Genomic DNA, 10169 nt, shown 5'->3' on the forward strand with positions numbered 1-10169 from the left:
GAACCCCCGACGAACTAACGCCGACCACCACTAGTTGGTGAATCTGAGCGTGTCTCCCCAGTTTCCGATTTCCCAGCTCCCGTTGTAGCCCGAGAACGCGTGGTCCGTCTTGGTTGCTGTTCCGCTTTTCTGATCGGGATTATCTGCCGTACCCGTGATCTCCGCGATCTGGATCCCGAATTGGGTGATCGAGCCCCACTGCTGTATTTGATTCTGCATCTGCTGGATGTCGCGTCCGGCGCTATTGCCAGAGTCGGGCTGGATTGCCGCCTTGTATGCACGCGCTGACGTTTTTATTCCGTTAAAATAGTCGAGGTAGCTTTGCTTAATGGGCCCGTTCAGTTGATCGCACATCTTGTCACACTGGGTGACTACGTTCTCAATGTCCAGGATTTCAAACACAACGTCCGCTACCGACATGACGACGGCGACAACTGCGATGAACTTGCCGACAGCATCCATGGCGCCAAAAGCAGTGGCGTCTACTTCCTCCACAGGAAGGCCGGCAGCTTCTGCTTGTTCCCTAATGGTGGCGTTCGCAATTTTCAATTTATAAAACATAATCGCTATGCACGCATTTTGGACCATGGATATCTCAGTCTTACCAGGGAAATTAAAACCCGCCAGAAAGTCCATGAATTTCTTGACGTCGGCATCAGTCTTTTGACTGAGATTCAGCGTATCCAAAGCATCGTAGACCGCGTTTATCTCGTCGCTGTTGTATAGACGCCGCGCGGACTCAGCGTACTGCTTGAAAGTCCCAACATCCAACGTCGTGTTTCTCTGCACCTGCGCTAAGAATTGCAGTAGAAGGCCTCGACATGTTCGCGTGTCGAGGCCCACCGGAGCCTTGCTCGCAATCAGATTGTTGTTTTGCTTGTATTTAGCGACGTAATCACTCACCGGCGAGTTGATTTGAGCGGAGATGTCAGCGTCGACCGATGTCAGCTTATTGTTGAGATCGGTTGACTTCGATGAAATAACTTTTTCCTGAATTATCTCGGCAGCTTGGAGAGCGGCGAACGCTGCCATCCCAAGTCCGAAAGACCAGATTGCAGCTACCGCGGCTCCGTCGGCGGCAATCTGGGTAGCGTCCTTCGCAACGGTCAGGTTACGCACCTCGCACGACAAGTCGTACAGCGTCGTGAATTCGGCGTTGACCGCCGTGTCTGAATCGAATTCTCCAAGATTTACAAAGAGAGCCTGCTCAGAAATAATGCCGTCGATGTTTTCATCTGATTCGGTCTCCCACGTAGACATGTAGTTCAAGTAGGTGATGAGGTCCGTGCTGCCCATGGCAGGTTGCCTTTCGAATTGACTCTTCAACCGACGTACACGCCGGCCGTCGTGAAGCTGTGGTCTTGCTGACGGAGTGCGGTGGGGCCACGGATTCCGGCGGGAAGATGGGTGAAAATCTAGGAACCTTCATCGTCCGCTGCTGGTCGGCGAAAGGTCAAGACCGGTTGGTCCTGTTTAACAGTAGGTCCGAGCGTATCGGCATGAATTTTGCATAGTTATACACCTCTTGGGATTGACTCTCATTCGAGCAGTGTTGAGGCTGTTCCAGACCCGGCACGACATCGCCGGTGTCGAGATGGTCGTCGCCGCGGACGCCGGCATGCTGTCGGCCGGCAACCTCAAGGACCTCGACGACGCCGGCCTGAAGTTCATCGTCGGGTCTCGTGTCACCAAGGCGCCCGCTGATCTGGCGAACCATTTCCATTGGAACGGTGACGTTTTCACCGACGGTCAGATCATCGACACCGTCACCCCGAGGCATGCGAAGAGCACCGTCAACATTGTCCGTCACCGCACCGAACCCGTCTGGGACGCAGCCGGACATCCGAAGTCGTGGCGGGCGGTGTGGCAGTACTCGAAGCGCCGCGCCGTCCGCGACAACCAAACCCTGAACGCCCCAAGACGCCCGGGCCCGCAAGGTCGTCGACGGGGCGAAGTCACCGAAATCGACGCGGTTCGTCAAGACCACCGCGGGCGGCCGCACCCTCGACAGCGCATCTCTCGCCCGGGCCCGGTCGCTGGTCGGGTTGAAGGGCTACATCCGCCAACCTCTCCGCCACCCTGATGACACCGGGCGAGGTCCTCGGAAAATATCACGACCTCTGGCACGTCGAGCAGTCGTTCCGCATGTCGAAAACTGACCTACGGCGCGGCCGATGTTCCACCACACCCGAGACGCGATCGAAGCCCAGCTCACCGTCGTGTTCACCGCCCTCGCCGTAGCCTGCTACCTGCAAGCCGAGACCGGGATCTCGATCGGACGCATCGTAAAAGCCCTCCGGCCCCTGCGAGAAATCAGCCTGACCATCGCTGGCCAACCCCACACCGCCGCTGACCCACTCACCGCCGACGCAGCCCGCATCCTCACCGCACTGGACATCCCGCATTCGTAGTTAGCGTTGCACACTAAATCTGTGCGAGTCAGGCCGTAGGGGGCAGCACCCGCTGCCGTCCCGGGGGTGGCGGGGGTGGTGCCCCGCGACCGGATACCCCGCCCGCTACGCGAGCGTGATGACGCCCCGGAGCCGGCGGACAGTTCCGCGGCGCCGACTCGGGGATTGGTGATCGCCGCAGCGGTGGCACCTCCCACGCCCGAGAGAAACCGCCGCCCGTGGTGACGGCCACCCGGTGGTCGGCTCGTCGGATTGGAACACGTGTGAGCTGGGCATGCGTTGTGGGTGGCATACCGGGCAGCGAAGGGGTGTGCCGCCCGCACCGAATGCGGCGGATCGACGACACGGAGGTAAGCGATGAGCAGACCACTGACCGGCCCGGGACGCGATGACGACCCGCGGCGGATGGAGCCCGGGGTCGACGACCGCGGTGTCGTCGATGACCGCCCGGTCGCGGTGGAGGAGCGGGTGGTGACCAAGCCCGCCCGCACCAGCGCGGCCGCGGCATTCGCGCTCGCCGTCGGGACTGCCGCGTTCGTGTGTGTGCTGATCGTGATCCTGTCCCCGATCGGACTGGTCCTGGGCATCATCGGGTTGATCCTCGGTGTCTTCGGTGTGCGGGCGGCCCGCCGGGTGGGGATCACCGGGAAGGGGGTGGCGATCGCCGGCCTCGTGCTGAGTGCGCTGGCGATCGTCATCTCGATCGCCTTCGCCGCCGGCGTGGTCACCGTCCTCAATAACGACAGTGCCGTCGACCGGATCGAGCAGCAGGTGGACCAGATGCGCGACAAACTCCCCGACCACGTCGAGGTCCGGCAGCCCTGACAGCACCAGGGCACCGGGTGTCACGAGGAACGTCTCGACCAGTCCACCGATGAGCAGGGACTCATCGGGAGAGCTCGCCGTGAAATATGGTGACTGCGAGAGCAATTTTCCCAAATAGGCCGCTGAAGGGCTTCGTCGCGTGGCGGGGCGACGCTGCATGACGTCCCGGCGGGCCCGGCCCGTCCTCATACCCTCGGCCGCGAGGACGGGCGGGCTGCGTCAGGGTGTCGACGTGGCCCGATCGAGGGGTCGCCGCCGCTGCCGGTGTTCCAGCGTCGGGGGTAACAGTGAGGCCGCACCCTCGATACATCATTATGGAGAGACGACGTGCGGATCCCGATACCGCACTGGGCTACCTCGAAGGACTTCCCGCGCTGGTGCTGCTGGAACGGCTCCCGGTGCCGGTGCTCGCCCTCGACCGCGACGGTCACGTCGTGCACGTCAATAGCGCGTTCGAGGCCATGTTGGGGTATCCGCACGATGCGCTCTCGGGGCGATCGATGCGCGACCTGCTCCCGACGGCGTCCCCTCCGCGGCCGGTCACAGAGGATCTGAAACAGTCGGCGGGCACGATCGTGACGCTCACACACCGAGACGGTTCTGCCGTGCGGGCGGCGATCAGCAAGTCCGTGCTGACACGGGCGGACGACCCGGTGCTGCTCGTCTGCTTCCACGACGTAACCGAGCAACTGTGGGACGGCGGACACGCGCCGACCTTAGGGTAAAGGCCGCGATCGCGTCGGTTACTGGCCTGCGCCCGATGCGGCGGGGCGCCGCCGCGCACGGAGATGAGCGAGCATCTCCCGCTCGATGTCGACTACCACTGCGGGAGCGGCACGCCGGTCTCGAACGACACGTCCTTCACTTGGAGTGGCCGGCGCTCCGACTTCGCCGCGGGCGAACGTCGCCTCGTCACCGGCTGGGGGTCCGATACAGTCCCGAAGATGCCGCCAGTCCACCATCAGGATCGGCGGCGGCAGCACCGAGACGACGATCGCACTCAGCTCGCCCCGCCCGGGGAGCTGGGCGAGGAACTCCTCGCCCGGGCGGTGACCGCCGCCCTGACACAGGGCGCGTCCTGGGCACAGATCGGCGCCCGGCTCGGGGTTCCTCATCCCTGCGCACCGGACCGCGCATGCTCGGACTGTCAGTGGCAGGACGCGATCGTCGACCACGAAAACGCACGAGCACAACGCATCCACACCACCATGCCCGGACCGTCCTCGGCGCCCGGGAGGTGATCGGAAATGATCACTCCCTACCACCCATCGAACGCGGCCGACGTGTGTTCGAACATCGGGATCGAGGTTCTGCAGGTCATCCGGGCCGATCCGGAACCGCCTTGGTGGCGATGATCTGTACCAGGTCGTCGAGTGCGGCGAGGGCGGCGTCGCCGTCCCGGTCGACGAGCCAGCGCAGCACCAGTCCGTCGAGCGCAGCCAGGGCGAAGCGGGCGACCTGATCCACGGGCGTGCTCCAGGTGACGGCGGCCCGGTGTGCGCACAGGTCGAGGAATGCCACCGCTTCGGTGTCCATGGTGCGGTACTGCCGGGCGGCGATCGCCCCGGCCGCGGCGTGGCCGGCCCCGCGTTGCCGGAGGGCCTGCGCGGTGATCTCGTAGGTGAGCAACTGCTGGTCGGGGGTGGCCTCGATGATTGGCCACAGGCCCCCGATGCCGGCCCGCAGGAGTTCACGAAGGCCCTCGATGCCGCGCGGGTGCGCGGTTCCGATGAGGTCGGTGAACGCCGTGCGCATCGACTCGCTGATGGCGAGGATCAGGCTTTCCGCCATCGCGGTGAGAAGTTCGTCCTTGTCCTCGAAGTGGTAGTGCACCACTCCGAGCGACACCCCGGCGGCCTCGGCTACGCGGCGGATGGTCAACGCGGCGACACCCTGTTGCGCGGCGAGCATGAGCGCGGTATCGATGAGCTGTCCACGGCGTACTTCCGCGGGAAGCCATTGCATCAGCGGATCGTATGCGCTCGCACGTCCCACCAGCAGACGAATCGCACGAGACGTTCGCGGGTCTCCTTGTCGATACCGGGCGCAGTCAGCGGTCGTCGGAGAGGGTGCTGCGTACTCGAGCTTCGACCCCGTTCCGCCGTTTCACCTGCTGTTTTTCGGGGCAATCCTGATGTGTTCACACGAACGGGTGCCCGAATCGGCGCCCAGAGGGGCTGTGTGGGGCTGTTCCGCCACCCGTTCGCTGCAAGAGTCGGGGACTCTCAGAATGAGGTGAGCATCATGACGAAGAAGATCGCGGTCCGCACCGCCATCGCGTCGGCGGTCCTCGCGCCCGCGATGGTTTTCGCGGGCGGTACCGCCGCCGCGGTACCGGCGCTGAGCGCCGGGGCGACCGGGGAAGTGGTGGTGACGGTCCCCGCCGGTGAGAACTGGACCTGCTTCGGTTTCGACTCGGGCTTCAACTTCAAGACCGGTGCGTTCGGACCCGGGGCTGCGGGAAAGCTCAGCGGTTTCGTGAGAGGTAACGCGACCGTCTTCTGCTTCGGCGGCACGGCGCCGTTCTTCTTCACCGGCAGCGTGGCGGTGAGGTAACCCGGTTGGTCGGTCCCGGGGGCATGGCCCTGGCTGGTTGTTCCACCGGCCAGGGTCGGTCTACCGGTGAATCATTGCGTGCTCGGGTCCGCGGTCAGGTAGTCGGTGTCGGCGAAGACCAGCCGCCCGTCGTCGAGGGCGACCGCCCACCGGTGCACCGGTGCCCAGGCGTGCCCGTGTTCGTCGGTGTCGGTCAGCTCGGCGTAGTCCTCGATGATCTGCCCGGTCTGGTCCGCTTCGGATGGCCGGCGCACCAGCACTCGTGCGCCTGTGCCCAGTGGGCCGGGCTCGGGTGTCGGTTTGTGTTTTTTCTCGGGCATCGGTCTGCACCTTCCGCTCGCTGCGACCCGGATCATAAGCACCTCGCCGGGGAAGCCTCATCCGGCGCTCCCGGGAGGGTGTGCCGCTCACCCGCCTCTGGTCTCTCTGGTTGCTCACAATTCGCTCTAATAAACACGAGAAACACACGAACTCTCACTGGAACGGCGATTTTGATCAATTGTCCAGCAATGTGGACGGTTGTTAAATTTCAATATGTGAGAATTTCTCGGGTTTGGTGAAACGTCCCGAGATTGCGAACGCGATAAATGGTGTAAGCGGCGATCGACGATCCCGTGGATTTTCATCACCAGTGGAGGAGTGAATTCTGATGGGTTCTGCAGGAATCGACTTCAGCGTCGCGTTCGAGGCGTTTTTGAAGTGGCTGAGCGTCACCTTCGGCGGCGGCATCGGGCTGAGCTGACCGACGGAGTAATCCGGGACAGCGGTGGCCCGGCTCGCCTGGGGGCAGCCGGGCTACCGCCCTGATCAGCACGTACGTGTATGCCACCGCCTGCTCCACACCGTCGCGGGGACTCGGGCGCAGCAGCTCACCATGACCGCCTCGCCGGGGGTTACCCGCATGTCGACGGGCAGGGAAGGTCGACACTGTGACCCGGATTTCGGGCGCACCCAAAACCGAAATGCACGATTGCAGCATGTGGCGGAATGTGGGGTATATAAGAAAGCGACTTTGGATGCGGTCGCCAGGCATTTCGCTGCCACTAAAGATGGCCGGTATTTCCTTTTCGGAGAGGACCGCTATGTTGATCGGACTCGACCCCGCCGCGGCCGATCCGCCACTCGGCGACGCGACCACACCCCGGGATGTGGCCGTGCTCCAGGCGCTGCGCAACGTGCACGAGTGCCGGATAGCGGCCCGATCGTGACAACCTTGCGCGGCTCGGCGCTGGCCCTTCTGCGGTTCAATTACCACCTGGCCCGCATACCGTTGCAGTTGGCGGAATGGGGCGTGCTGTCCCGGCTCGACGAGCAGGCCTCGACACGATTGGCGTATGAGCAACTCCTCATCGACTGCGACCGGCTGGCTGCGCGGCTACTCGACGATGAGGAGGCGGCCCGGCGAGCCGAAGACCTGGATCGGCACATCGTGCTGGTCCGGACGGTGATCGCCCGGGACTCTCACGAGATGCAGCGGCGAGGGGTTCTGCTTCTCGACGAACAGCGGGAGCGCTTCCAACGTCGCCGCCGCGAACGCAAGTCCCCGGGTGCACCGCTGTGAACGGGTTGCGCTCATCGGGCCCTACCGGGCCGGGACGACAAATGATCTGAATCACACGTGGAGGTTCGATCTCCTCGCGCCCCGGCGAATTACCTGCTCGAAGGTGGTCTCGGGCGTCGACGAGTGGGATGGAGCGTGGGACGCCGAGCAACACGGGAGGTTGTCTCGGCGATGCACGAGGCGGCGGGACCGATCGCGGTGAGGTGCGGACACCACACGCAAACAGGAGATCCGAAGTGCTTGGTATGAACATGCCCTGGATGGTCGTGGTCCTGGTGGCCACGCTGGTGGTGATCGTCGCGTCCGTCGGCGTCGCGGTCACCGCGGACGCGGTATCTCGCCGCCGAGTGCACCGATCAGCTGACACTGCCGCCGCGGATCCGGAGTCACCGCTGCGCACCGTCGACGCGGCGTCCCGGGTTCGCGATTGGCACCGGCTTGCAGTGCCGGCATGGATGACCTGCGTCGGCGCCTCGGTACTCGCGGTCGCGGTGGTCGGCGTACTCATCGTTGTCGGATGAGAGCGCCGACCACCTCGCAAGCGGACCTTGCCGGTGGCGTGATCGACGAGGGCTTTGTGCGGTTCGAACGCCGCAGCGGCGGCCGAGGCACGCCCCGGGCCCTGCGTCCGGCCGCCGGAGTTGGGCCGAGGCTGATGCGCTGGCGGCATCGGCGATGCCGCCGACTCCGCCAACGCTCGCGGTCGTCGGGGCCCTGTTCAGGGGGAAGGTTGGTGGGGTACTCGCGGTCGGTCGGGATCGGCGCGCCCAGGCGAAAACACCTGGGAGCCGGAAGTGAGGAGCACAGCAATGACCACAGCGGGTGGTCCGAGTTCGAGCAGCCTGGCCGATGTCATCGACACCATCTTGGACAAGGGCCTGGTCATCGACGCGTACGTGCGGGTCTCGCTGGTCGGCATCGAACTGCTCACCATCGACGCACGCATCGTCGTTGCCAGCGTCGACACCTACCTGCGGTTCGCCGAGGCGGCGAACCGGCTCGCGATCGGCAGCGAACCGAAAGGCCTGAGCGACCTCGTCTCCGACGTCAAGGGCAGTGGCAGCACGAAGTCCAAGACCAAGGGTGTCCTCGAGGGCGTGGGGGAGACGCTTGGTGAGCTACTCGGCGGAACCTCGAGCGAACACGAACCGGCACCCCGACGGAGGCACAAATGACCTCCCCAGAGGACACCGACACCGACGACAACAACGACAACAACGAGGGTGCTCCGATGGCCGTGATCTACGTGTACGGAATCGTGCCCGCCGACGTGCAACCCGAAGAGGACGCCACCGGCATCCACGACGCCCCGATCGAGATCGTCACCCACGGCGACATCGCGGCCTTGGTCAGCGAGATCGACCCGGACCAACGACTCGGCACCCCCGCGGATCTGCAGGCTCACGCCCGCATCCTCGATGGCACCTCGCACGTCGCGCCGGTGCTGCCGCTGCGGTTCGGTGCCGTCGTGTCCGACCGCGACGCGGTGGTCAACGAACTGCTTGCCGAACACGAGGACGAGTTCGCCTCCGCTCTCGAGGAACTGGAGGGCTTCGCCCAGTACCTGGTCAGGGGCCGCTACGTCGAGGAGGCCATCATCCGGGAGATCGTCGACGAGAGCCCGAAGGCCACCAGCCTGCTCGAGGCGATCCGCGACCAGCCCGAGGAGGTTTCCCGGGATGACCGGATGGCGTTGGGGGAGATGATCGGCCACGCCCTCGAGGCCAAGCGGGAGACGGACACCGGCACCACTCTCGACGTGCTGGCACCGCTGACCGACACCGTCACCGTCCGCGAACCCACCCACGACGAGGATGCCGTCCAGCTCGCGGTCCTGCTCGAGGTGGACCGGCAACGCGAACTCGAGCAGACGGTCGGAGACCTTGCCGCGCGCTGGGAGGACCGGGTCACCATGCGCCTCGTCGGCCCGATGGCACCGTACGACTTCGTGGTGGCACCGAAGCCGGAGGGCTGACCGAGGGGTCTGCTGTCAGTCATCGTCCCGCTGCCCATCCGGCAGGTGAAGGGTGTGATCTCGCCGGCGGAATGATCCAGCGTCAGCAGGCGAGCAGGCGATGCGCAATCCGGCAGTGGTTCGGCGTGCGCTCCGAGGAACTCGAGGAAGGCTGTGCTGCGGTGACGATAGGGCTCGTACTGCGGTGGCGATAGACCGGGATGCGGTGATGCTGTCGACGCCTGCGAGATCTGCCGGGGGTTTGGCTGCCGCGGGCACCGATGCGGATGCCGGTGGTGTCGGTGCGCTTCATGGACCGGGCTGTGTCGTGATGCACGGGGTCGGGCACTCCCCAAGGATGGGATCGAACGCAGGCCGCCCCACCAGCTCGTCGGCCGCAGCTCTCGGTGGCCGGTTGCTGCAACTGGCCGGTGACCGTGACGCCGCCCGGTTCTCGTGCGAGGGTATCCCGGCTGTGCGCCGAACCGCACCCCACCGACGGCCGGTCGGACTACGGCGAGGTGCTCGCGTGGGTGGTCGATGCGATCGTCGACGTGATCATCGCGCGCCTGGGCGCGGCCGGTCCGGGGGAGAGGTTCATTCTCGAGCTCCGTTTCACCGATGGGGGATACGTCGATGTCGACGAGTTGCCGGAATCGGGGCGTTGGGTCCTGCGGACGGTGTCGGCGTTACTCGCCGGGGATCTCGCGGACGGGGTGCGGTCGCTCACCGCCGCCGAGCAGCACTTCGACATCACGATGCGGGCGGAAGCGCTGGCCGACGCACTCATCTGGCTCGACTTTCTTCTCGATGTCGACCTTCCCGATCCGCCTGACGTCATCACCGCATAGCGGGGACGCTT

General features: G+C 64.8%; 14 protein-coding genes and 1 pseudogene. 12 read left to right on the forward strand and 3 right to left on the reverse strand.

The genetic code is table 11. The annotated features are described in order from the left end of the window. Positions 1-30: 30 nt before the first annotated feature. Positions 31-1296, reverse strand: a complete 1266-nt coding sequence (locus CJ177_RS43840) for a hypothetical protein (protein ID WP_095870860.1) — start codon at positions 1294-1296, stop codon at positions 31-33. Positions 1297-1618: 322 nt separating this feature from the next. On the opposite strand from CJ177_RS43840, the gene CJ177_RS49665 reads away from it, so the two are divergent. The 5 genes from CJ177_RS49665 (at position 1619) to CJ177_RS48980 (ending at position 4477) form a co-directional block, all read left to right on the forward strand. Beyond that, the gene (locus CJ177_RS49665; protein WP_373560086.1) at positions 1619-2083 is read left to right on the forward strand and encodes a hypothetical protein; all 465 of its coding nucleotides are present in this window, start codon (positions 1619-1621) and stop codon (positions 2081-2083) included. A 91-nt stretch (positions 2084-2174) separates the two neighbouring features. Further along, a complete protein-coding gene (locus CJ177_RS49670) occupies positions 2175-2411 on the forward strand; it encodes a hypothetical protein (protein ID WP_373560087.1) in 237 nt (78 codons plus the stop codon). A 357-nt stretch (positions 2412-2768) separates the two neighbouring features. Beyond that, positions 2769-3236 (forward strand): DUF4190 domain-containing protein, encoded by a 468-nt coding sequence (locus tag CJ177_RS43850; RefSeq protein WP_095870861.1) that lies wholly within the window; start codon positions 2769-2771, stop codon positions 3234-3236. A 314-nt stretch (positions 3237-3550) separates the two neighbouring features. Continuing rightward, positions 3551-3961 carry a PAS domain-containing protein gene (locus tag CJ177_RS43855; protein WP_095870862.1) on the forward strand — a complete coding sequence of 137 codons (411 nt, stop codon included), beginning with the start codon at positions 3551-3553 and terminating at the stop codon, positions 3959-3961. A gap of 63 nt (positions 3962-4024) precedes the next feature. Next, the gene (locus CJ177_RS48980) at positions 4025-4477 is read left to right on the forward strand and encodes a hypothetical protein (RefSeq protein WP_257015014.1); all 453 of its coding nucleotides are present in this window, start codon (positions 4025-4027) and stop codon (positions 4475-4477) included. Positions 4478-4553: 76 nt separating this feature from the next. On the opposite strand, the gene CJ177_RS43865 is transcribed toward CJ177_RS48980, so the two are convergent. Continuing rightward, entirely contained in the window at positions 4554-5201 is a 648-nt protein-coding gene (locus tag CJ177_RS43865; RefSeq protein WP_095870990.1) for a TetR/AcrR family transcriptional regulator, read from the reverse strand. A gap of 279 nt (positions 5202-5480) precedes the next feature. On the opposite strand from CJ177_RS43865, the gene CJ177_RS43870 reads away from it, so the two are divergent. Then, positions 5481-5792 carry a hypothetical protein gene (locus CJ177_RS43870; RefSeq protein ID WP_095870863.1) on the forward strand — a complete coding sequence of 104 codons (312 nt, stop codon included), beginning with the start codon at positions 5481-5483 and terminating at the stop codon, positions 5790-5792. Between the two features lie 71 nt (positions 5793-5863). Here the strand turns inward: CJ177_RS43870 and CJ177_RS43875 are convergent, their stop codons facing one another. Next, positions 5864-6112: a hypothetical protein gene (locus CJ177_RS43875; RefSeq protein ID WP_095870864.1), complete on the reverse strand. Its 249-nt coding sequence runs from the start codon at positions 6110-6112 to the stop codon at positions 5864-5866. Between the two features lie 762 nt (positions 6113-6874). Between CJ177_RS43875 and CJ177_RS48985 the strand changes: the two genes are divergently transcribed. The 6 genes and pseudogenes from CJ177_RS48985 (at position 6875) to CJ177_RS43900 (ending at position 10158) form a co-directional block, all read left to right on the forward strand. Further along, a complete protein-coding gene (locus CJ177_RS48985) occupies positions 6875-7000 on the forward strand; it encodes a hypothetical protein (protein ID WP_257015015.1) in 126 nt (41 codons plus the stop codon). Continuing rightward, complete coding sequence (locus tag CJ177_RS43880) at positions 6997-7353, forward strand: hypothetical protein (RefSeq protein ID WP_095870865.1); 357 nt, start codon at positions 6997-6999, stop codon at positions 7351-7353. Before CJ177_RS48985 ends, CJ177_RS43880 begins: the two co-directional genes overlap by 4 nt. 245 nt (positions 7354-7598) lie before the next feature. Next, positions 7599-7874, forward strand: coding sequence for a hypothetical protein (locus tag CJ177_RS43885; protein ID WP_095870866.1), 276 nt, complete (start codon positions 7599-7601; stop codon positions 7872-7874). Between the two features lie 288 nt (positions 7875-8162). Further along, entirely contained in the window at positions 8163-8528 is a 366-nt protein-coding gene (gvpJ, locus tag CJ177_RS43890) for a gas vesicle protein GvpJ (protein WP_095870867.1), read from the forward strand. Next, positions 8525-9328 (forward strand): GvpL/GvpF family gas vesicle protein, encoded by an 804-nt coding sequence (locus CJ177_RS43895; protein WP_095870868.1) that lies wholly within the window; start codon positions 8525-8527, stop codon positions 9326-9328. Before gvpJ ends, CJ177_RS43895 begins: the two co-directional genes overlap by 4 nt. Positions 9329-9665: 337 nt before the next feature. After that, positions 9666-10158: pseudogene (locus CJ177_RS43900) on the forward strand (hypothetical protein). Positions 10159-10169 lie beyond the last annotated feature (11 nt).

Origin of the sequence: Rhodococcus sp. ACPA1 (assembly GCF_002300195.1) — a bacterium.
In the GTDB taxonomy this organism is placed as follows: Bacteria; Actinomycetota; Actinomycetes; order Mycobacteriales; family Mycobacteriaceae; genus Rhodococcus_F; species Rhodococcus_F opacus.

Excerpts from the sequence above, each read along its gene's own strand:
- CJ177_RS43855 (WP_095870862.1), top strand. The coding sequence starts at position 3,551 with ATGGAGAGACGACGTGCGGATCCCGATACCGCACTGGGCTACCTCGAA.
- CJ177_RS48980 (WP_257015014.1), top strand. The coding sequence starts at position 4,025 with ATGAGCGAGCATCTCCCGCTCGATGTCGACTACCACTGCGGGAGCGGC.
- CJ177_RS49670 (WP_373560087.1), top strand. The coding sequence starts at position 2,175 with ATGTTCCACCACACCCGAGACGCGATCGAAGCCCAGCTCACCGTCGTG.
- CJ177_RS43865 (WP_095870990.1), bottom strand. The coding sequence starts at position 5,201 with ATGCAATGGCTTCCCGCGGAAGTACGCCGTGGACAGCTCATCGATACC.
- gvpJ (WP_095870867.1), top strand. The coding sequence starts at position 8,163 with ATGACCACAGCGGGTGGTCCGAGTTCGAGCAGCCTGGCCGATGTCATC.
- CJ177_RS43840 (WP_095870860.1), bottom strand. The coding sequence starts at position 1,296 with ATGGGCAGCACGGACCTCATCACCTACTTGAACTACATGTCTACGTGG.
- CJ177_RS43895 (WP_095870868.1), top strand. The coding sequence starts at position 8,525 with ATGACCTCCCCAGAGGACACCGACACCGACGACAACAACGACAACAAC.
- CJ177_RS49665 (WP_373560086.1), top strand. The coding sequence starts at position 1,619 with ATGCTGTCGGCCGGCAACCTCAAGGACCTCGACGACGCCGGCCTGAAG.
- CJ177_RS43885 (WP_095870866.1), top strand. The coding sequence starts at position 7,599 with ATGAACATGCCCTGGATGGTCGTGGTCCTGGTGGCCACGCTGGTGGTG.
- CJ177_RS48985 (WP_257015015.1), top strand. The coding sequence starts at position 6,875 with ATGTTGATCGGACTCGACCCCGCCGCGGCCGATCCGCCACTCGGCGAC.
- CJ177_RS43870 (WP_095870863.1), top strand. The coding sequence starts at position 5,481 with ATGACGAAGAAGATCGCGGTCCGCACCGCCATCGCGTCGGCGGTCCTC.
- CJ177_RS43850 (WP_095870861.1), top strand. The coding sequence starts at position 2,769 with ATGAGCAGACCACTGACCGGCCCGGGACGCGATGACGACCCGCGGCGG.
- CJ177_RS43875 (WP_095870864.1), bottom strand. The coding sequence starts at position 6,112 with ATGCCCGAGAAAAAACACAAACCGACACCCGAGCCCGGCCCACTGGGC.